This is a genomic window from Microcoleus sp. FACHB-SPT15 (assembly GCF_014849525.1).
In the GTDB taxonomy this organism is placed as follows: domain Bacteria; phylum Cyanobacteriota; class Cyanobacteriia; order Cyanobacteriales; family Coleofasciculaceae; genus Symplocastrum; species Symplocastrum torsivum.
On the sequence record NZ_JACJNU010000007.1, the window covers coordinates 109,570 to 130,046 of the forward strand.

The following is a 20,477-nucleotide window of genomic DNA, read 5'->3' on the forward strand; positions in this document are numbered from 1 at the left end:
CCAACTGACAAGCCTCTTGAAAGGCATCTGCAATAACTGATTCCTCCGCTTTAACTCAATGAGTCACAGCATCAAAAAATGCTTGATAAAAAGCGGCTTCAGCCGTTTTTTGGTTGTAAATTGCTTTGGGTAGAACTTCCAGCTTGACAAAAATGCTGGAGGCAAATTCTCGATTGGGGTCATCTAGAATTGCCATTGCTCTTGCAGCAACATCATTTTGCCCACGGGCTGCTGCAATCAACACACCTGTATCAATGAAAGTACGCTTCATGGAATGTTCTAGCCGTTTTCGCCTCGACGTTCAGCTACTTCCCGATTGACTTCTTCCCAACCTAGAAGGGATTCACCCGTAGCAACAATTTGCTGACGAATTTGAGAGAGTTTCCTGCCTAAGGAAGGGTGTTTGCCCTACTTCTACTGTGTTAGCTGAGAGCAAACGCTCGTATTCAGCGATGGAAAGCATAACCACCTGAGGCTTCCCCTCAGATTCGATCATGAGAGGCTGCTGCTGTTCAACAACGTGCTGGATCAATTCACTAATGTGGTTACCGACTTCTGTTGCGTCAATTGCTCGTGACATTGCTAACTTCCTGATTGCTCTGTTCTCAAGGTTAACTTGTTGGAATGGCAGGACAGCGCTTCTTGCTTTACAAAAGCGATCGCCCTCAGGTTTTTCTGTAAGCTGCGATCTGATGCAGCTCTTCTCGCTTGCGCGATCGCAAGTCTCTAGATTAAGTAGAGTGAAGCGCGAAACCACGAGCTTTTTATTATGGAGTCCTTGCCTTAACCTAATGTTATGAGGAGAAGGCGAGCGTACTCAGATGTAGATGTTAAACACATTATTTACTTCGCTTTTTGCTAGGCATAGGGGGATTGGCTCCGCGCAATGGAACTTCCACGAAGACGCAATCGCCTTCAGGTTTTTCTTGCGGTTGTTCATCTTGGAATTTTGAGTCATGAGATGAAATCTCAGATGGTTCGCTTTGCCATTGGCAAACTTCGCATACAGTCATCTGAAACAAACGTTCTTCTTCGGTTGTTACATACTCAGTAGATAACCGATATGACGCACATTTAGGACATCTATCTGGAACACCATGTTCATATCTAAGTATTAACAATGACCATGCAGATAGAACATGTCCTGTAGCCTTGTATGCAAAATAAGCATCAAATTTTGTCGCTGAATCGGCGTGGGTTAGCCAATTTACAAGCTCCCATGTAGATTTGGCGATTGATTTTAAGTAACCCCTTCGTCTTTCTGCACTTGAACCAGCCGCTATCGTGTTACCAATCAAGTCAGTCCATCCATTAAAGTCGCTAGCTTTAGGCAGAGTAGTTTTGTTCTCCATTTTTACTATATCGGTGGACTCTTTTACGAAACTGATTAATGCTTCACGACATCGCATACCAACAGACTGAAATTCTTCTGCCTCGTCGGCTTCGGTTGCTGCTTCTGCCGCTTGTTCCCATTTTCTCCATGCAATAGGAAAACGCTCCGCCTGTTCGTTTGACGCGGTGCGTTCATGCCGTTCCATAACACGTGCTGTTAATCCAATATGGAAAGAAATCGCCACATCCATACTGGGGAATTGCTTTTGTGAATATAGATTAGTTGGAGAAGACATTACCCACCATCTTTCTACATTTGTATGTACATCCCAAATGTCAATTTGCCTTCCTAAAACCTTTTCAGATGCCACCTTTTCAAGATGTTCAACGGTTTCATCAGGGACATGCATATAAATATAATCAACTATTTCTTGGCGCTCGTGTTCTGCATTTTTCATTTTCGTTTCCAACTCAGTTGTTTATGAAGAGGTTTGGGTTTGTAGAAAGCACCAAATCATAATTAGATGGTATTCATACGTGGGCGGGAATTACAGGAATTTTGGTTCTTGCTATAGGGTGAATTTTAGAGGTTGGATAGAGTGCTAGCGAATCCCAATATCTTTATTTTGAAAGACAGTGAATGATGGGTTCGTACCTCAACCTACCCTATGAGTAGATAGCGATCAAAAAATGGTTTAACGGCATAGTTATACTGTACGCGGGCACAAACAGCTAGTCGGTATTTGCTGCCTCTTCTTGATCTACGAAGATAATTTTTCTGACACCAAAACTCTTTGTAGTCTTATAGCCTGATAAAATTTCTTCTTTGGTAAACGGGATAATAAATTTAGGTAGAATCTGAATCTCATGAGTTGTTATAGTTGTAAAGCCTTCCCACTGATTAAGAGCTGTAAAATCTGCTGGATATTTGAACTTAACTTCTGAGACTCCATTCATAAACTGCAAAGTTGATTGAATGTTTGAAATAGAAATTGATGCTAAACGTAGCCCCAATGCAATATCCTTTGGATTCCAGTTTCGGTGTTTTTCCTTAAGATAGATGTGATATTTCTCCCTTCCAATCTTTTCCTTGACAAGGAAGCTTGAACCAAATTCACTATCAGACACTATCTCCATTTTGTCTGCTGGTAGAGGTACGCCTGGTTCATCTGGAATACCAACACTCAACTTGAAGCCCCCTGAGCGCACCCTTAGCCCGTGCTTGATGCTGTTGTACTCTTCACTATGTCCCTTATCCAGAAAATCCTGAGCGAAATATGACCAGATTTGAGCAAAACCTGCCTGCACTGCCGATTTTTGTGCCTCGTTTTCAAAATGACAGTGCTGAAATATAAATGCACAGACAGAAGACCAAGTGGGGGATTCAACACCTAACAAGGAAGATATCGACTTTTGAGTGTGAATCTTTTCAACAAGTTTGCGAAGCTCCTCATTCTTATAGGTATTAATCCAAGCAGGTACACACCAAGGAGCTTGAATAGCAGCGCAGATGAGAGCAAACAGAGTTTCAAGTGCCTGAGAATAGGTTGTCCGAAGTGCCAGAGCGGCATATTGCGACTCTTTATCAGTAGATTTGTCTCCCTGGCTTAGAGTCTGCCAGTGAACATTCCCTATGTAATCAAAGTAGCCGGGGTCAATAGTTTCAAGGAATTTTAAGGTTTTTTGTCTTATATCCTTATCCCAAATACAAAGCGGTCGTTCATCTACAACAAAGAACCGATATTGAAGGTTTAAGACATTTGACACTATTTCATTTGATTCAGGCTCTCGCCATTGCGCCTTGGCAAAAAACTCCTCCGATAAGGGTGCAATATCAGAGGTATCAATATCCTCATCAGTCATGGCATCGACTCTAGCCCAGTCGGTTTTTGAGGTATTGCTCATAGCGTTTTCGTTCATAAGATAATGCTTTTCGTAGTGAGATGATGCGAGTTGTTTCGTCGTCAGGCTCAGTGTATACAACAACTACGACTCGTCCATCTAGTAGCCCAATACCAATCCATCGATCTTCGCCATAGTCTTCTCGCTCATCGAGGCCGACAAGCATTGGTAGATTGAAGACACGAGGGGCATCAGCGAAGTCAAAACCATGTTTAGCAATATTAATCTCGTTCTTTCGCTCGTCCCACTCGAAATTCATGGACTCAATCTAACACCCATAATGACTTAGTATCCCCTCATCCCCTACTCAACAAAGACACAATATACTGATTGAGACTCACATTTTCCCTGTCAGCCTGCTCAGCCAAACGACGATGCAAAGATTTAGGCATCCGCAAGAGTAACTTACTACTGTAGGTATCATCAGTACTGGGCAAAGGAATCTCATCTCCAGCTTCGTAAGCAGTTTCAATCCACAACTCCCGCGCCTCATTAATGTTTGCGATCGCTTCATCCAGCGTTTCACCTTGAGTTAGACATCCAGGCAAGTCTTTAATCTGAGCCACATATCCCCCCTCGGAAGCCGGGTAAAGTGTTACTGGATACTGAAGATTCAAGTAATATTCCAAGGGCTGCTTCTCAATTTGCTTGTTCTTGTGGTTCAGTGTCTTCATCGCTCCATTCTTCCATACAACCCGATTGAGTAGAGCGATCGCGCTCAAGTCAAAAGTCTCTCGACGGATACCTGGATGTCTGGAAATGCCAACGGTGCGTGAAGCGAAGCTATCCCGAAGGGAATCGCCCCTTCACGAATAACCTGTTGTGTAGCGTACTGACCATTCTGAGGCTCTCGCAAGACAATCATTTGCCTAGAAGATAAATCCAAGATCCAATACTCTTGAGGGATTTATGTTGTAATTGTTATTGATGTGTAATTTCGCGAAACTCCTTCAAAAATTGGCGAAATAGGGGATGATTCCAGGAGTCATACCGATAGTTATCAATTGTTTCCAAGGGTCTTAACTCCATCATTGTTGCTGCTAAAAAAGCGCCATCAAAATTTCCCAGTTCATCAGGTCGGATATCGCGTTCAACCACCTCAATTCCTAAAGATTGGGCAATATCAAGCACTGTGTCGCGGGTAATACCGGGGAAAATATTCGGAGTCAGCGCTGGAGTAATTACAGTGTCTTTTTGAAGGAGAAAAAGATTAGCAGCAGTGGCTTCGGTGATTCGACCATCTTGGTCAAGTAGAATTGCATCATCAAATCCACTCTGTTGCGCGGCACGACGGCTTAAGTAACTGTTGACATAGGTTCCACATATCTTCCAAGTAATTGGAATCGCATGACCTGAAACGCGCTCAAAGCTTGAAATGTGGCTTTTAATTGGTTTGTCTACATCCCGTGCGATGGTAACCCCCAAAACGGTCACATCCACGGGCATTGTTTCACTAAAGTTTAGGTAAGCTCCAGCACGGTAAACAATCGGTCTGATGTAGTAATTAGTTTGAGGTAGTTCATCCAAGAGTGACGTAATCCCTAATGTCAGGTCTTCGTTCGACCAGGAGAAGGCAAGCCCCATCTGCGTAGCAGCGTGACGAAGGCGGTTTAGATGTGCCTCTAGACGATGAATGTAATAGCGATCGCCATTCCAGTAAGCCATAATGCCATCAAAGACACCGATGCCAAGGTGCAGCGAATGGCTAGCAATGGAAGGTGCAGCTTGTTCGCGTTGAACCAGCTTGCCGTTATGCCAAACAATTGGCGTAGGTTCAAAAAACATTCAGAAATTATAGGCTAGTTTTGGATTAGTGGGACTTAGACAAAATCTGAACGACAGATAGCTTAGAAAGACACAAATGAAAGTCAATAGGGGACAACCAAAAACCAACAACTAACCACCAACCTCTACCTTTTGCCAAGCCAATTTTGCCGCACCCACCATCCCAGCTTGATTACCCAACTCAGCCGTGAGTAGCTGTAAACCAGCACGGGAACTATAAAGAACTCGTCGCTCGATTTCTGCTAATGCTGCCGGGAAGAAAAATTCCGCACTCGCACTAACTCCACCACCAATGACAATGGCTTCTGGCGTTAGGACATAGATGAGACTCGCCAAACCAGCACCGAGATTGCGCCCGTAGCTTTCCCAAAATTCGAGAGCAAATTTGTTGCCTTCTCTTGCCATGACACCGAGTACATTCGGTTCTTTGCCAGTACAACGGCGAATTGCTTGAACGGAGGCGTATTGCTCTAGAGAACCCTGATTGCCGCTATTACACATTGGTCCATCGGGGTTCAAGGTAATTAACCCCAACTCACCAGCCGCACCCTGATGACCTGTGAAGAGTTTCCCATCTAAAATAATTGCGCCTCCAACACCCGTACCTAAAGTCAGCAAAATCAGATTACGAAATTGACGCCCCGCACCTAGCCAAGCTTCTCCCAAGCCTGCACAATTGGCATCATTAGCCAGAACAGTCGGGTAACCTGTCTTAGCTTCTAACCAATCTGCTAGCGGGACATCGTGCCAATTTGCCAAGTTGATGGCAACTCTAGCAATCCGACCCTCGGCATCAGCAGGCCCAGGAGTGCCAACACCAATAGCGGCTACCTGATGACTAGCCTCTTCAGAATTTAATGAATTGATTGCTTCCACCATTGCCTTAACAACAGCCGTAGGTGTTGCTGGTTGGGGTGTTGGTACACTCAAAGACTGACAGCAAGTTCCATCCTGACGAAATCGCCCCAGTTTAATTGCTGTTCCCCCTAAATCAATGCCAATGACTTCCGGCTCCATCACACCCGCCAATCCAAAACGTCTTGCTAAATTGCTACAGCATCTTAGCGCCACTTCTGCAAGAAGTCTAATTTTCCCGCCGCCATCTGGGATTGATAAACTCGCTCAAACCCTCTCCGACGAGAGATAATCCCACTACCATTAATGTCATGGCTAAACCAGGGAAAAGCGCTGTCCACCAAATACCTGTCGGTAAAGCATCGAGTGCTTGACGTAAGTCATGGCCCCATTCTGGTGTTTGTTCTGGCAAACCCAAGCCTAAGAATCCCAAACCGCCTAAGAGCAAAATCGCGTCAGCCGCATTGAGGGTAAAGATTACTGGCACACTCTGAATCACATTGAGAAATAGGTAGCGAGACAAAACTGTTTTTGTCGAAGCGCCCATCGCTTGTGCCGCTTCGATGAATAGTTCGTTTTTGACGCTAGTGGTGTGGTTACGGACTACTCGGAAGTACTGCGGAATATAGGAAATACTAAGTGCGATCGCAGCATTCAAAACCCCTCGTCCCACAACAAATGCTAGCGTGACCGATAGCAAAAACCCCGGCAGGGTGTAGATAGTATCCATCAAAAACAGCAACGCCCTATCCAGGTTGCCACCCAGATAACCACTCACCAAGCCCAAAGGAACGCCAATAATTAGACTCAGGGTTGTGGCAAGAATTACCACTTGCAATGCCGCTTGAGAACCAAATAGGGTGCGAGAAAAGACATCATACCCCTGGCGATTGGTACCAAACCAGTACTTCCCTCCAGGTGGTTCATGAATCGGGTTAATTAGAGATGCTGTCGGGTCTTGCAGCCATCCCCAAGCCTGAAACGTGGAAGCGAGAAGTGCAACTATTATGAAGGAAACTGTAATCACAATTCCCACGAGCATCAACTGCATCGAGAGACTGCGACGTTCAGAAAGGCGTAAAGATTTCGGTAATCGGAGTCTGGTTAAGGTCATTAGTGTTTAGGATAGTCACTTGCTATCGGCAATTGACACTCTCCGCGAATCAAGCGACGGAGATTCTAAGTTCATCGTCAGAACTTGCTCTACCAGGGTTGCCCCAAGTAGCGTAGAGGCTCCGACTCCCTTAGCGTTACTTCCCGGATGCCCTCCGGTAGTTGCTTTAAGCAAAATATTGATTGCTGCATTGGTATCCCTGTGAAGAATCAACCCACACGAGCAAACATGAGTACGAGTGCTAAGAGATTTTTTGACAACACGAAAGCACTGACTACATTGTTGGCTTGTGTACTGTGGGGATACAGCAACAGCTAGTCTCCCAAACTTGGTAGCAAAATGCTCTATCCACTGCCTAAACTGATACCAACTAGCGTCTGCAACTGACTTTGCTAGGCAGTGGTTCTTGAGCAGATTCGCTACTCTTAAGTCTTCGTAAGCTACTAGATCGTTAGACCTGCATACGTTACGCGCTAGTCTAGATGCGTGTTCATTCCGTTGCCTACTTACTCTTAAGTGCTTTCTGGAATACTTAGCTCTTGCTCTACGACGACCTGATGACCCTTTTTGCTTCTTGTAGATTTGACGCTGTACCCGTTTGATGTCGGTTTCAGCCTTCCTCAAGAATTTGGGATTGGGTTCTTTGTGCCCATTCGAGTCGGTGTAAAACGACTCGATACCCACATCTAAACCAACAGCCTGACCTGTTGGGGGTTGAATATCAATGCATTCAACATCAACCGCAAACTGACAGTAGTAACCATCGGCACGACGCACCAGCCGAACACGTTTGATAGACTTGACCGGATAGGAGTGAATGTCCCACTTACCCAGAAGCTTAAGTTCACCAATTCCTTTTTTATCGGTAATAGTGATTCGTCGCTTGCTCTTGTGAAGTGCCCATCCGGTTGTTTTGTACTCAACCGAGCGGTTGTCTTTCTGGAACCTAGGAAACCCTTTCTTCCCAGCTTTCTTAGACTTGCAGTTGTCGTAGAACTGAGAAATAGCAAGCCATCCACGCTCAGCGGCAGCTTGTACTGCCATTGAATTGAGGTCTTTGACAAAGGGGAACTCGTTGCGTAGTTCTGTTGAGTACCGATTCAGAGCAAAGCGGTTAATCTTGGTATCCTTCGGCGCATCCATCCAGTAGCGGATAGACTTGTTCCGAACAAACTGAACTGTTCGGATTGCTTCATCAATTGCCTTGTACTGATTTGGCTTAGCTTTGACTTTGTACTCTAGAACTAGCACTGATTCGACGCACTCACTGAATGGTATTGGAAAGCTAGTAAGTGCTTAAAAGCACGACCTTGCCTTCATCCGTCAGAATCAAGCTAGACGGTTTTCGGCTGCGACCATAATAATAACAGGGCGCATCACTACTGTGTGCGCCCGCTAATTGCTACCCCAGATTAAGAGCATCTGGATTAGCTTAATTTTCTCGTCTCAGCCAAGCTTACCTAGCGGCTGAAACACCTGCTGGTAAATAGCGTTCAATTACTTTACGGAATTCGCTCTTTTGCTTAACGCCTTGAAGTTGTGCCACTAATTCTTTGTCCTTAAAGAACTGCACAGTGGGTGTCCCTGTAACCTGTGCGTTCTCGGCAATATCCCGGTCTTTATCAATGTCAATTTCGATAAAGTGTATCTTGCCATCAAACTCATCTACCACTTTGTTGAGAATCGGCTTGAGGGTGTGGCAAGGCCCACAGTTGGGTGAGACATACTTTACCATCAGAAGGCGATCGCTTTCATGGAACAGCTTCCGCAGCGCGTATCCTCCTTCATGGCGAGTGTTGTTGATATCAAATACCTCTTCCGGTGTTGCTGCTGTCTTCTCTTCAATCACCTCAGTTGTCGGTGGCGTTTCTGAGGAGTGTATCTGTTGATGATGTTCCTGAATTAAACCATGCACTGAAAGCCAACGTTCTGCCAACATTGCCGCCATACAGCCAGTCCCAGCCGCAGTAATTGCCTGACGATACTCATGGTCTTGAACATCTCCAGCCGCGTAGACACCTTCCACACTAGTTTCTACTGAACCAGGTTTCGTCACAATGTAACCAACCTCATCCAGTTCCAACTGTCCCTCAAACAAAGAGGTATTGGGTTTGTGACCGATCGCGTAAAATAGCCCCTTAACATGAAGGTCACGCTCCTCACCCGTCTTCGTATCGCGGAGTTTCACGCCCGTCATCCGACCATTCTCACCGAACACATCCACTGGCTCAGTATTCCAATGAAGCGTAATTCTAGGGTTATTCAAAACCCGGTCTTGCATGGCTTTACTTGCCCGCATCTTATCAGTACGCACCAGCATATGCACATGGTCGCCATACTTCGTCAAGTAAACCGCTTCCTCTGCCGCCGAGTCACCACCTCCGACTACAGCCAGTTCCGCCCCATGGAAAATTGGTGTCGCTCCATCACAAATCGCACAAGCAGAGATACCGTGACTCCAGAACTCGCCTTCGCAGGGTAATCCCAACCGTTTCGCCGTGGCACCCGTCGCAATCACAATACTGTTGGTTCTAACTTCCCGTTCCTCAGAGCGGACAATAAACGGACGCTGGCTCAAATCAACAAAGGTAACATCCTCCGTGTACAACTCCGCTCCCCAACGCTCAGCCTGCGCTTTCATCCGATCCATTAGCTGCGGTCCAGTAATCCCCTCTGGGAAGCCTGGAAAGTTCTCCACCTCCGTCGTGGTCATCAACTGCCCGCCAGGTAGCCCGCCAGCTTGAAAGCCTTCAAACACAAGCGGCTTCAGATTCGCCCGTGCCCCATAGATAGCAGCGGTGTATCCAGCAGGCCCAGAGCCAATGATTACAAGATTCTCTACAGTTGGGTTGGACATAAACTAAACAAACTCATAACGACTACGTATAAAAACTAGTATAGCGGTTTTTGAGCAGATAATATAGCCTCTTCTCTGTTAATGTAGCCTGCCAGCCTGGTCTAGCCTTACCAGTACTGCCACTACCCACGTTTAGCAGTACTGTCTAACTTTCGGTCTGAGACTACCTGACAGATGGCGCTAGAGTAACTTTTACTTGTTAGTTTACTTTTAATTGCACAATGGGAATACTTGACGCTAGCAAGATAGCCTTCTGGCTCGACTCTCATTAAATCGAACAAGATTCTGCGTAGTGGAGATAGCACTAATGGATGAAAATGCGGCTGAATTACTCGAAAAAATCCGTCAGCAATTCGACTTTGGCCCCTATCCAAGAGTCGAGATCGGCAAATCTCCTAAAGAGGATATAAGTACACTTTACTTTCACAATTTAGTAACATCTTACTATTTGAGAAATCAGAAAGTTATTGATACTAAAGATAAACTAATTTTAGATGCTGGATGTGGCACGGGATACAAATCATTAGTTTTGGCAGAAGCCAACCCTGGCGCAAAAGTTATCGGTATTGACATATCAGAACAGTCACTGGATTTAGCTCGGAAACGCTTCCAGCATCATGGGCTTGAAAATGGTGAATTTAACTTACTCTCTATTTATGAACTACCAAATCTAGGTTTAGAGTTTGACTACATTAATTGTGATGAATTGCTTTATCTCTTTCCCGAACCTGCTGTTGCCCTAGAGGAAATGAAGTCAGTTCTTAAGCCTGAGGGAATTATTCGCAGTAATTTGCACAGTTCAATTCAACGCTTCCACCATTTTCGCGCTCAAGAAGTATTTGGAATGATGGGGTTGATGGATGGCAACCCGGAGGATATGGAGATTGACATCACGATAGAAACAATGAAAGCTTTGAAGAACAATGTTGACCTCAAAGCCAAAACTTGGCATCCAAAATATGAGGGTGAAGGTAAACAAGAAATAATCTTAATGAATTATCTCTTTCAAGGTGATAAAGGGTACACAATTCCTGATTTATTTGCTGCTTTGAGAGTGGCAGATTTAGAATTCATCAGCATGGTGAATTGGCGGCAATGGAAATTGATGGATTTGTTCAAAGATCCAGATAATTTACCAGTGTTCCTAGCAATGAGTCTGCCAGACATTCCAGTAGAACAGCAACTGCATTTATTTGAGCTTTTACATCCCATCCATCGGTTGCTGGACTTCTGGTGTGGGCATTCCAATCAAGCCCAACCCTTTGTACCTGTTGCTGAGTGGACAGATTCTGATTGGCAAGTAGCAAAGGTACACCTGCATCCTCAGTTGCAAACGCAAGCCGTGAAAGAAGAAGTTGTCAGGTGTATCACCCAATTCAATCCATTTGAAATCAGTAAGTATCTGCCAGTCACTGGAGTGCAGTCCTTGGTAGACAGTGCCGTTGCGGCTTGCCTTCTGCCACTTTTGGAATCCGCTCAATCAATACAGGCACTGGTGGAGCGCTGGCAGAAATTGCGTCCCGTGCATCCTGTAACCCTAGAGCCAACGGCTGAGTCAGAGGCTTTTGAAATCGTGAGACAGGCACTGACTGGACTGGAGGAAAATGGATATGTGCTTCTAGAGCGTTAACTATGAGTGACTTCGGACATCCGGAAGAAATTTTTCAGGCAGGTGATAGGAAAGAGAGTGCAACTGGGTAAGTTACACCCAGGAGTTAGAAGTTAAAGCATCCCGCACCTCAAGGAGAGACCTCTTTATGAAGCTCGATTTACAAGCAAAGTTCCTGCAACACCTGAACAAGAAAAAGCAGGATGAAGGTTTTACGCTAATTGAACTACTCGTTGTTATCATCATCATTGGTATTTTGGCAGCTATTGCCCTACCTTCCTTCCTGAACCAGGCTAATAAGGCGAAGCAGTCTGAAGCCAAGACTTACGTTGGTTCAATGAACCGAGGGCAGCAAGCTTACTATCTAGAAAACGACGAATTTAGCACTGAGATTGGTGAGCTAGGTCTTGGTATTAAAACTCAGACGGCTAACTACAAATATGCAAGTGATAATATATCATCCACTGTACCAGTAGGTATTACAAACAGAGGATATCCTGCTGCGGGAGCCACTGCCCCTATCAAAGCTTATATTGGCGGTGTGAATGTAGCAACAATTCAGGCGACCAGTGAAGCGACCACACTCGCTGTTTTGTGTGAATCTAAGCAGGCGGTGGCTGTTGGTGGTGATCCTGGTGATGTAATAGCAGTTGATTACGATTCTCTGAATGGACCAGCTTGTCCTCAAGCTACCTACAGTGAGGTCGGTGTCAAAAAGAGCGAGCAGCAGGGCGGATAGTTAAAACTTCCCAGTGGTGATCGCTTTCACTAGTTAGTTTTAGATAATTGCATAAGGTGGGTAGAAAGCTCTGCCCACTTTTGCGTTTGCAAGCAGGATGTTTGTACAACATTTTTTTGTCTATGAATGCTGAATCTTCTTTGGCTGTCTCAGTTAACTGGCAAGAGCAAGCCCAGCAATATCTGGTGAAAGGTCAGTACAGTAAAGCAACTAGCTTGTATGAAGACGCGATCTCTGGTTCGCCGGAGATCAAGTCCTACTACTGGCACTTAGGGCTGCTATACCTTTTGCAAGGGCAAGAAGAAGAAGCTCAGACAACTTGGCTGCTAGGGATGTCACAAGCCGAGTTGGAAGACCTCGACCAGTGGACAGTGGAACTGGTACAAATTCTGGAAGCGGAAGCAAAGCGGCGACAGGAACAAGCAGACTATCAAGTTGCTTGGGTAATCCGCCAGCACATCCGAGAACTGAATCCGAGTGACATCAACAACTTATTACAGCTGATTGACCTATGTATCCAGTTGGGAACCTTAACTGGAGAAGATTTAAATTCCCTAGAAGTCATTGAGCTTCTCCAGTCAGAACCAAGGGTAGAACTTAACGCAGACTTGTTAGTGCAAGTGTTGCAGAGCCTTTTAAATTTCCTGCCGTTCGCTCCGCCAACACTAGAATTTGCCGAAGCTTGTTTGCCTCATGCGGCTGACAGATTTCAAGAGTTTATTGATGTCATGATGCTGGCAGCCGTTAAGATTCACTACATCATGAAGCGACCTAGTGTCGCCATCAAACTGGCTAAATTCTGTTTGCAATTGAGGGCTGAGAACCCAGAAGTTTTCAGGCAACTAGCCGTCTTTTATCAGGATATTCACGAGTACGATCAGGGGATCGCAATGGCAAAGCAGTGCTATTCTCTCGTTCATACTCAGCCAGAAAAAGTCTTTGCAACTCATATAGTCCTACGCGGCTTGATGAGTGCAGGAGGCTATTGGCAAGAAGCACTAGCCGTCAACAAGGAGCAACAATCGTTGCTGTCGTCCTTAATTGAGGAACAGCCAATGTCGCTTGACCCAGTTACGGCTGAGCGCCTATTCATATCAACCTTTTTTCTGCCCTATTTTCAAGATTGTCCCAAACAGAATCGATATATTCACAATCAGATAGGCTTGCTGTGTCAAGCCAATATGCAAATTTATGCTAGAGAGCAACTGGAGCGCTATCAACAGCGGAAGCCTTTGCAGCGAGGAGGAGATACTCCCACTAAGCCTCTAAAGATTGGGTACCTTTCTCACTGCATGAAACGGCATTCAGTGGGCTGGCTCGCTCGTTGGCTGTTTCAGTATCATAATCGAGAGCGATTTGAAATTCATGGTTATTTTATAGGCTACAGCCCAAATAGAAAAGACTCATTGCAATCGTGGTTTATCGAGCATGTAGACCAAGCTCATACCTTTGAAGCTAATATTTTTGAAATTGCAGAACAAATTTATCAAGACGAAATTGATATTTTGGTCGAGCTTGACAGTATCACGCTCGATATTAACTGTGGATTGCTACCCCTCAAGCCTGCACCTTTACAGGTGAGCTGGCTAGGTTGGGATGCATCAGGAATGCCAGCTATTGATTATTTCATTGCCGATCCCTATGTACTACCTGATGAGGCGCAGGAGTATTACACCGAAAAAATTTGGCGATTGCCTCAGACTTATATAGCCGTGGATGGGTTTGAGGTAGGAGTACCAACCCTGCGCCGAGAGCAGTTAGATATACCCAGTGATGCCGTGGTTTATTTCAGTGGTCAGAAAGGTTACAAGCGACATGCTGATGCTGTTCATCTACAAATGCGGATTATCAAGGAAGTACCGAATAGTTACTTTTTGATTAAAGGTTCAGCAGATGAAGAATCAATCAAGCTCTTCTTTACCAAGATTGCGGAAGAAGAGGGTGTAGATAGTGAGCGTCTGCGATTTTTGCCAACGGTTCCATCAGAGGCTGTTCACCGTGCAAATTTAGGCATTGCTGATGTGGTGTTAGATACTTATCCCTACAACGGAGCTACCACTACTCTAGAAGTCCTCTGGATGGGTATCCCTTTGGTAACAAGAGTTGGGGAACAGTTTGCTGCTCGTAATAGCTACACGATGATGGTGAACGCCGGTATTACAGAGGGCATTGCCTGGACTGATGAAGAGTATGTCGAGTGGGGAATTCGTTTGGGCAAAGACGCTGCACTGCGACAACAAATCTCTTGGAAACTTAAGCAATCAAGGCAAACAGCACCACTATGGAATGCGAAGCAATTTACTCAGGAAATGGAAAAAGCTTATGAGCAGATGTGGATCAAGTATTTTGAAACTAACAACTCTTAATCCCTCAACTTCTTTTTAGCAGTAAGCTGCCTTAGCTAAGAAGTTGTTTTGACTGACAAAGAGTCAATGTCATACCCGCTAACATAATCTCGAATTCTAGCAACAACGGGTAAAGAACTTAATCCTTGTTGTACTAATTCTGGAATTTGAGTCAAACTCTCAATGATATTATTCGCAAAATTATATTTCTCATCATTGCCATATTGCAAGGTTAGATATTCTAATAATTCCAAAGCATAATCTGTAAAATCCATGATGTCAGCTATGCAAGCTAATTTTAGAATTTGATTAGGTGTCTTTAAGATTTCACTAGATTCCTCTTGAATTAGATCGCGGAAGTAAAGGGCGTCAGCCCAGAGTAATTGCCCTGGACGAGTTTTAGAATAAAGAGGTGAGCGAACACATCGAGCAGCAGTCATTAAATCAAATAGTGTAAAATCTTGCTTTCTCAAATAGGTGTCTACATCAGCAAACAGAGGTTGATTTATATATAAATGGGAAAATTCAACCTCAACTTGAACAGCCAAAATACTGCGTTCTAAAATCCAAGTAGCTCCTTCTAAAACTAGAAGATTTGCACCCTGAACATCAATTTGCAGGAAATCAATTTCATTGATTCCTTCCGCCTTACAAAAAGTATCTAAAGTACTAGTTTCAATTTCTGCTGTAAAATCTAAATTGACTAAATCTGGAAGTTTTTGAAACCTTTTTAGATAGGATTCATTCGGTGCATATAATGAGCTACACATAGGATGTTTGGTTACATAAAGTGTAGATTCTCCTACAGAACGTCCAAGTGCAAGAGGAATATGTTTTTCAGTCCAATTCACTTGTCGAGCTTCAATGTCAGCATTAGCTGCCTCACAAGCATCAGCATCAGCATCAAACCCGTATATAGTCAGGTGAGGTGCAAAGATTCCCCAATCTTGACTACCATAATCATCTTTAATTTGGGATTTACGAGAACCAACATTGCATATTACTAAGTGAGTTTGATCCAGACACCCACTTTTTTTCAAACTTGGCAGAAAGAATGACATTGTAAAACCTTTAGATGCTCAATAACTAATAGGATATATTGACAACGTGACTATAATTTAGCATGGATCTTTATCAGGAAATAAAGCAATTACATTTAGCTTTCCTTGTAAATCATTTGTGGAATTTATTGGAATTAGCTGCTGTAAGTAGGGTTTATATTGAAACAGTTGATACCCTCTAGCTATTAGAAAATCAGCAACAGCCACGTTACTGCCTTTACTGCCCGCAATATTTTCGTACAGAATGGTTGGAGAGAATTCTTTGAGAATGCGATCGCATCCTTCTAGAACTTTAATTTCATGTCCTTCAGCATCAATTTTCAAGAAATCAACCTGGCTGACATTTTCTTGCTCAATTAGACTATCTAAAGTAAAGCAGGCAACTTCCTCAAAAGTACCAGGTTTCATTGTTTCTTCTGCATCGCTAGAAACAACTTCATTAAGTTCACTAGCCGTATATAGAGCAAGATTGACTTTGCCATTGCGATCGCTAGCGGCTCCTGCACAGACTTTTACCCAGCTTAGCTGATTAATTCTACACGTTTCTTGCAAACAACGAACACACCCAGAAAACGGTTCAACCGCTAACACGCAACCTTCTGCCCCCACCTGTAGAGCTGCACTAAATGTGTAGACTCCTACATTCGCACCTACATCAATAACGGTCATTCCAGGTTTTAGCCAGCTACGCCAGAACTCCATTTCTTTTTCAAACCAATCCCCTTCAGTAATTAGCACACTAGTTACAATACTACGCAAACTTGGCTCTACGGCTAAGACTAGCTGAGTTTCAAAAGGCACATAAGTTACTAAACTTTCCACTCCTAACTCAGCCCATTGCCATTCTGGTGAACGAGAATTATGACGGCTCAAATCATGGCCAATACCTAACCATAAATCTGCTGATTCCATCTGTCCTAAATCTCGATAAGCCAGATGTAAAGCTTGCAAAATGTTTGCACGCTCTGGTGCTAGCTTTCTCGCACGATGTAAATATAAAAGTCCCTCTAGCTGATTATTTGTCAAGCTAGCGATTCCGAGTTTTAAATTAATCGAAGCAGATCGAGGATAAAATTGAGTAGCTAAATGTAGAAAGCGAAGTCCTGCTACATTGTAAAAAACTAATACTGAGTAACACAAAACTTCTGTTAATAATAGAAGTGACTGAGTATAGCCATCAGTAGTTTGCAGAATTTGAGTTAGTTTCTCATGCAGACTACCTCTACCTGTAAAGCTATTTGCAGGTTGCAGATAAATTATGCCTGGAGAAATTGGTGGCTCATGGACATAAGCAGACTGGAGAGTATTAATAAAGGTAGAAAATGCTTTTCGCATCCCTTGTTCCATGTCTCCAGTCATGGCAGAAACAAGAGCAAGATGAGCCGCACAGAGTGGATGACTATGCAACTCCACTCCCGTGTTTAAAGCTTCTATAGCCATCTCAAAATAGACTCCCCGCAGGGATGAGTCCTGGCACTGCTCGGCTTCAATCAGTGCTACTACGGCAAAGTTGTTCAACTCGATAGCAGAGGTAGGCTCATCCCAAGCAGTGCCTTCAAGACTCGTGGCTACACGTGATAGCGCTTCTGAATCGAGATCAAGACAAGCACTTTCAAGATATTTCCAATAGCAATCAGTAGGAGAAAAAGAGGATTTCATCGGGAGCTAATTAGTCTAAAGTTTCTTGCAGCAGCGAAAGATTTTCCTGAACGACCTGTTTATAAAAAGCTTCCAAGCCAGCAACACAGGTTTTGTCGTCATAGAGACGGTCGTGGCGCTCATGCATTCGTTCTGCAATTTCTTGTCGCCAAGTTGGTTCTAGTCCTAACCTTACAGCAATCTCAACATATTCAACTTCCGTTTGAGCAATTGTATCTGTAACGCCTAGCATTTTGAGGAAGCTGTAAGAGTGACGACCCCGCATAAGTTCTCCCGGACAGGTAACGACAGGAAGATTGCAGGCGATCGCCTCTAGGGTAGTATTACCACCAGACCAGCTAAGAGTATCAAGGTAAATATCTGAAAGTAAGTTAATCATTAGATAGTCAAGCCGCTCTGGAATGCTTAGGAATAAGCAATAATCCTCGCTCTTAAGACCGACGGCAGCAAAAGCACGCTTCAGACGCTCTTGAAGTAAATTACCACGAAGAAACACGAACTGAGATTGAGGAACACGGTGAGCAATTTCAGCCAAGAGAAAATCATACTGTGGCAGGTACTTGAAAGGAGCTTGGCAACATAAATAAATGACCGCATCATCTCGCATCTGAAAATCTGAACGGGTCTTGATGATTGGAGGAATATAGGGTTTAGGATAAGAAACACCTATGTTAGGTAGGCGAATTAGCGTCTCTGAGTAATGTTCTTGTGCATTCTCAGGTTCCATTAACTCACTAGATAAAAAGTAATCGATCGTTGGCAAGCCAGACGTAACTGGATGTCCCCAAGCCGTACATTGCACAGGTGCAAGTCTCAGAGCTGCCATTTGCATTGTTGGAGGATCCATCCCAATTTCTGGAAAGATGAGGATGTGTAGTTGATCAGCAATTATCTGTTCACAGGCTGCTTCTAAATTATGAGGAATATGGTAAAAAGCATCACTATAATCCTGGAATTGTTGTGTAATTGGATCTGGAGTATTTCCTGTATAGTAGCAATAGATTTCAAAGCTTTGCTTATCATAGTGACGAAGCCAACCAGTTAACCAAAGTGTTCCACTATAAGAATGCAGATAAGCTGAAACGTATCCAATACGAATTTTCTTATTGCCCTTAAGCGGGAGCCTTAATAAAGGAGCAACCCATTTTGGAAAATTAGCTGCCATGATTCTATGAACTAATGTGCCAAAGTGGCGTTGTAACTCTATATCATTTTGAGCCTGGTAAGACAAATAAAAGGTTGTGAAACTACCGATACCTGCTAGGGCATTCTTTTTGTCTTCTGGTGTTTCTAGAGATATCTCGCGGTCTAAATCTTGCAGTCCTTTTGTAAATCGCTGACGATATAAACTAATTTCACGTTGATTGTCGTAAATTGTAGGTACTAGTAAATTTTTAAGGATTTTAAAGCTAAAATCCCTAGGAAATAAGCTTAAGGCGACCTTCGCCCTTGAGATTGCTTCTTGAATACGACCACTTCTCTGCAAGTTTACTATCAAGGAAAAATGAAGTACACCTTCTGCTGGGTAAAGCTGAATTCCTTCTTGGAGAATCCTGAAAGCTTGTTCAGGAAGATTTAGATGTACAAAACACTCGCTTAAGCGCCAATAAAGCTCGGCATCTCCTGTTTGAATTTTAAGAACTTTTTGATATTGAACAATCGCCTCTTGCCATCTTCCATCTTGGAATAGTTTGTTGCTCAATTCAGAAAGAACTTGACCTGTTTGTCTACCGCTAAAGCCTTCTATCTCATAGCAAGGAAAAGTTTCTGCTTTTGCCTGTGTGATCGCTTGTTTATTTTCGTGTTGCAAAAGAATTCTCGCTTGGAGGCGAGGCAACAGAATGTCCCACTCACTTTCAGTCAGTTTTCCAATCAGGGAAATTTCTGCATCCTCGATAATATCTAAATTTTCTTTAATCAGAAGATTCATAGTAACCCCTGCTAGTAACAGTTCTGCATCCTCATCAGCAATGTTACTCGTGTCGATCAGCAAACTGATGTAATGGCTAGCCGGATGAGCGGCGATCACCCTAATCACTCGTTCTAACTCTCTTGCAAGGGACTCTTCTGGTTGAGTCCAATCAGGGAAGATAATTAAATTGATATCTCTCAGATTATTCATAAGTGGTTTCTGACATGATTCCCTCAACTCACTCACAACAAATCAGAAAAGTTTTTGTACATTCATTGTGGGCGCAATCGCGTTCGTGAACTACTACTTACTAGAATGACTGCCTGGGTGGTGAGAAAAGCGTTATCTTTAAATTACCCAATCCCCTGAGAGGAACGATCGCCCCCACTCAAACTTTCAAGAACGGTAGCTCAGATGAGCGATCGCAGAGAGTCCAACTCGCTCAGTAACCGACAAATGTACTTATGCTTTCGCCATTTCGTCAAAACCTAAATCAATCGGTAGGAGCGTCTATTGTCGCTTTGGTATGTGTTTTTGCACTTGGGGCGCTACAGATGCCTCAACTGACTCAAATAAGAGGTGGAGCCAAAAACACTTCACCAGAAGCTCTTCAAACAGAAGTCAAGGCAGAAAAAGTGCGCCTCAATTTGCTCCAGAAAGTTCCGGCTTTTGGTTTTGATAATTTGCTTGCAGATTGGACATTTTTAGGTTTCATACAGTATTTTGGTGATGATGAAGCTCGCGCCGCGACTGGCTATCGGCTTAGCCCAGATTATTTTGATGTAATCATTGACCGTGACCCCAAATTCTTGCAGGCGTATTTTTTCCTTTCTGGGAGTGGTTCTTTATACGCAGGAATGCCAGAACGTTCTGTAGCGCTGATGGAAAAAGGGCTAAAGTCGCTTGCTCCTCAATCACCACCTAAGTCTTACTATGTTTGGCGTTATAAAGCCACAGATGAGTTGTTGTTTTTAGGCGATGCTCAAGCAGCAAGACAATCCTATGAGAAGGCAGCCGAATGGGCAAGTACCTATTCTGATGAAGAAAGTAAGAATATAGTAGCAATTTCTCGCCGAAGCGCTGGGTCTCTTGCCGGTAATCCCCTGAGCAAGTCAGCTCAAGTCAATGCTTGGTCAATGGTTTTAAGTAATGCGCTAGACGATCGCACCCGTCAACTTGCTATCAGTCGCATTGAGGCACTCGGTGGCAAAGTTATTGCCACACCACAGGGAGCGAGGATTCAATTGCCGAAAACCGATTGAGTTCCAAGCTAAACACTTAAGGCTTCATCGCTTTAAGTCTTCCAT

General features: G+C 43.9%; 19 protein-coding genes. 4 read left to right on the forward strand and 15 right to left on the reverse strand.

Annotation, left to right across the window (positions count from 1 at the left end; genetic code table 11):
* Positions 1 to 55: 55 nt before the first annotated feature.
* The 12 genes from H6F98_RS33250 to trxB all read right to left on the reverse strand — a co-directional run bounded on the left by H6F98_RS33250 (position 56) and on the right by trxB (position 9,845).
* Complete coding sequence (locus H6F98_RS33250) at positions 56 to 271, reverse strand: hypothetical protein (RefSeq protein WP_242058312.1); 216 nt, start codon at positions 269 to 271, stop codon at positions 56 to 58.
* 72 nt (positions 272 to 343) lie between these two features.
* Complete coding sequence (locus H6F98_RS03050) at positions 344 to 580, reverse strand: type II toxin-antitoxin system Phd/YefM family antitoxin (protein WP_192217201.1); 237 nt, start codon at positions 578 to 580, stop codon at positions 344 to 346.
* A gap of 259 nt (positions 581 to 839) precedes the next feature.
* Positions 840 to 1,790, reverse strand: a complete 951-nt coding sequence (locus tag H6F98_RS03055; protein WP_192217202.1) for a hypothetical protein — start codon at positions 1,788 to 1,790, stop codon at positions 840 to 842.
* A gap of 274 nt (positions 1,791 to 2,064) precedes the next feature.
* A complete protein-coding gene (locus tag H6F98_RS03060; protein ID WP_192217331.1) occupies positions 2,065 to 3,195 on the reverse strand; it encodes a hypothetical protein in 1,131 nt (376 codons plus the stop codon).
* A gap of 10 nt (positions 3,196 to 3,205) precedes the next feature.
* The gene (locus tag H6F98_RS03065) at positions 3,206 to 3,493 is read right to left on the reverse strand and encodes a BrnT family toxin (RefSeq protein WP_192217203.1); all 288 of its coding nucleotides are present in this window, start codon (positions 3,491 to 3,493) and stop codon (positions 3,206 to 3,208) included.
* Positions 3,494 to 3,530: 37 nt separating this feature from the next.
* Entirely contained in the window at positions 3,531 to 3,908 is a 378-nt protein-coding gene (locus H6F98_RS03070) for a type II toxin-antitoxin system HicB family antitoxin (RefSeq protein ID WP_192217204.1), read from the reverse strand.
* Between the two features lie 44 nt (positions 3,909 to 3,952).
* The gene (locus H6F98_RS03075) at positions 3,953 to 4,120 is read right to left on the reverse strand and encodes a hypothetical protein (RefSeq protein ID WP_192217205.1); all 168 of its coding nucleotides are present in this window, start codon (positions 4,118 to 4,120) and stop codon (positions 3,953 to 3,955) included.
* A gap of 35 nt (positions 4,121 to 4,155) precedes the next feature.
* A complete protein-coding gene (locus H6F98_RS03080; protein ID WP_192217206.1) occupies positions 4,156 to 5,019 on the reverse strand; it encodes an aminotransferase class IV in 864 nt (287 codons plus the stop codon).
* 111 nt (positions 5,020 to 5,130) lie between these two features.
* A complete protein-coding gene (locus H6F98_RS03085) occupies positions 5,131 to 6,036 on the reverse strand; it encodes an ROK family protein (protein ID WP_192217207.1) in 906 nt (301 codons plus the stop codon).
* A 67-nt stretch (positions 6,037 to 6,103) separates the two neighbouring features.
* Positions 6,104 to 6,988 (reverse strand): ABC transporter permease, encoded by an 885-nt coding sequence (locus H6F98_RS03090; RefSeq protein ID WP_192217208.1) that lies wholly within the window; start codon positions 6,986 to 6,988, stop codon positions 6,104 to 6,106.
* Between the two features lie 15 nt (positions 6,989 to 7,003).
* Entirely contained in the window at positions 7,004 to 8,239 is a 1,236-nt protein-coding gene (locus H6F98_RS03095) for an RNA-guided endonuclease TnpB family protein (RefSeq protein WP_192217209.1), read from the reverse strand.
* Positions 8,240 to 8,444: 205 nt separating this feature from the next.
* Positions 8,445 to 9,845 carry a thioredoxin-disulfide reductase gene (trxB, locus tag H6F98_RS03100; RefSeq protein WP_192217210.1) on the reverse strand — a complete coding sequence of 467 codons (1,401 nt, stop codon included), beginning with the start codon at positions 9,843 to 9,845 and terminating at the stop codon, positions 8,445 to 8,447.
* A gap of 307 nt (positions 9,846 to 10,152) precedes the next feature.
* Here trxB and H6F98_RS03105 point away from each other — a divergent pair, with 307 nt between their 5' ends.
* From H6F98_RS03105 to H6F98_RS03115, 3 genes are all read left to right on the forward strand, one after another.
* Complete coding sequence (locus H6F98_RS03105; RefSeq protein WP_192217211.1) at positions 10,153 to 11,475, forward strand: class I SAM-dependent methyltransferase; 1,323 nt, start codon at positions 10,153 to 10,155, stop codon at positions 11,473 to 11,475.
* 127 nt (positions 11,476 to 11,602) lie between these two features.
* Positions 11,603 to 12,193: a type IV pilin-like G/H family protein gene (locus H6F98_RS03110; protein WP_277927497.1), complete on the forward strand. Its 591-nt coding sequence runs from the start codon at positions 11,603 to 11,605 to the stop codon at positions 12,191 to 12,193.
* A 122-nt stretch (positions 12,194 to 12,315) separates the two neighbouring features.
* The gene (locus tag H6F98_RS03115) at positions 12,316 to 14,559 is read left to right on the forward strand and encodes an O-linked N-acetylglucosamine transferase, SPINDLY family protein (RefSeq protein ID WP_192217212.1); all 2,244 of its coding nucleotides are present in this window, start codon (positions 12,316 to 12,318) and stop codon (positions 14,557 to 14,559) included.
* A gap of 35 nt (positions 14,560 to 14,594) precedes the next feature.
* Here H6F98_RS03115 and H6F98_RS03120 read toward each other — a convergent pair whose 3' ends face one another.
* The 3 genes from H6F98_RS03120 to H6F98_RS03130 are packed head-to-tail and all read right to left on the reverse strand — an operon-like array spanning position 14,595 to position 19,380.
* The gene (locus tag H6F98_RS03120) at positions 14,595 to 15,599 is read right to left on the reverse strand and encodes an FkbM family methyltransferase (protein WP_192217213.1); all 1,005 of its coding nucleotides are present in this window, start codon (positions 15,597 to 15,599) and stop codon (positions 14,595 to 14,597) included.
* A 57-nt stretch (positions 15,600 to 15,656) separates the two neighbouring features.
* Positions 15,657 to 17,258 carry an FkbM family methyltransferase gene (locus H6F98_RS03125; protein WP_192217214.1) on the reverse strand — a complete coding sequence of 534 codons (1,602 nt, stop codon included), beginning with the start codon at positions 17,256 to 17,258 and terminating at the stop codon, positions 15,657 to 15,659.
* Positions 17,259 to 17,268: 10 nt separating this feature from the next.
* Entirely contained in the window at positions 17,269 to 19,380 is a 2,112-nt protein-coding gene (locus H6F98_RS03130) for a tetratricopeptide repeat protein (protein ID WP_192217215.1), read from the reverse strand.
* Between the two features lie 254 nt (positions 19,381 to 19,634).
* On the opposite strand from H6F98_RS03130, the gene H6F98_RS03135 reads away from it, so the two are divergent.
* Entirely contained in the window at positions 19,635 to 20,432 is a 798-nt protein-coding gene (locus tag H6F98_RS03135; protein ID WP_192217216.1) for a hypothetical protein, read from the forward strand.
* Positions 20,433 to 20,477 lie beyond the last annotated feature (45 nt).

What these genes read in the sequence shown, in the direction of transcription:
- H6F98_RS03090 (WP_192217208.1), bottom strand. Translation starts at nt 6,988, where the DNA reads ATGACCTTAACCAGACTCCGATTACCGAAATCTTTACGCCTTTCTGAA.
- H6F98_RS03085 (WP_192217207.1), bottom strand. Translation starts at nt 6,036, where the DNA reads ATGGAGCCGGAAGTCATTGGCATTGATTTAGGGGGAACAGCAATTAAA.
- trxB (WP_192217210.1), bottom strand. Translation starts at nt 9,845, where the DNA reads ATGTCCAACCCAACTGTAGAGAATCTTGTAATCATTGGCTCTGGGCCT.
- H6F98_RS03135 (WP_192217216.1), top strand. Translation starts at nt 19,635, where the DNA reads ATGCTTTCGCCATTTCGTCAAAACCTAAATCAATCGGTAGGAGCGTCT.
- H6F98_RS03065 (WP_192217203.1), bottom strand. Translation starts at nt 3,493, where the DNA reads ATGAATTTCGAGTGGGACGAGCGAAAGAACGAGATTAATATTGCTAAA.
- H6F98_RS03050 (WP_192217201.1), bottom strand. Translation starts at nt 580, where the DNA reads ATGTCACGAGCAATTGACGCAACAGAAGTCGGTAACCACATTAGTGAA.
- H6F98_RS33250 (WP_242058312.1), bottom strand. Translation starts at nt 271, where the DNA reads ATGAAGCGTACTTTCATTGATACAGGTGTGTTGATTGCAGCAGCCCGT.
- H6F98_RS03130 (WP_192217215.1), bottom strand. Translation starts at nt 19,380, where the DNA reads ATGAATAATCTGAGAGATATCAATTTAATTATCTTCCCTGATTGGACT.
- H6F98_RS03115 (WP_192217212.1), top strand. Translation starts at nt 12,316, where the DNA reads ATGAATGCTGAATCTTCTTTGGCTGTCTCAGTTAACTGGCAAGAGCAA.
- H6F98_RS03055 (WP_192217202.1), bottom strand. Translation starts at nt 1,790, where the DNA reads ATGAAAAATGCAGAACACGAGCGCCAAGAAATAGTTGATTATATTTAT.
- H6F98_RS03110 (WP_277927497.1), top strand. Translation starts at nt 11,603, where the DNA reads ATGAAGCTCGATTTACAAGCAAAGTTCCTGCAACACCTGAACAAGAAA.
- H6F98_RS03105 (WP_192217211.1), top strand. Translation starts at nt 10,153, where the DNA reads ATGGATGAAAATGCGGCTGAATTACTCGAAAAAATCCGTCAGCAATTC.
- H6F98_RS03120 (WP_192217213.1), bottom strand. Translation starts at nt 15,599, where the DNA reads ATGTCATTCTTTCTGCCAAGTTTGAAAAAAAGTGGGTGTCTGGATCAA.
- H6F98_RS03080 (WP_192217206.1), bottom strand. Translation starts at nt 5,019, where the DNA reads ATGTTTTTTGAACCTACGCCAATTGTTTGGCATAACGGCAAGCTGGTT.
- H6F98_RS03070 (WP_192217204.1), bottom strand. Translation starts at nt 3,908, where the DNA reads ATGAAGACACTGAACCACAAGAACAAGCAAATTGAGAAGCAGCCCTTG.
- H6F98_RS03060 (WP_192217331.1), bottom strand. Translation starts at nt 3,195, where the DNA reads ATGACTGATGAGGATATTGATACCTCTGATATTGCACCCTTATCGGAG.
- H6F98_RS03125 (WP_192217214.1), bottom strand. Translation starts at nt 17,258, where the DNA reads ATGAAATCCTCTTTTTCTCCTACTGATTGCTATTGGAAATATCTTGAA.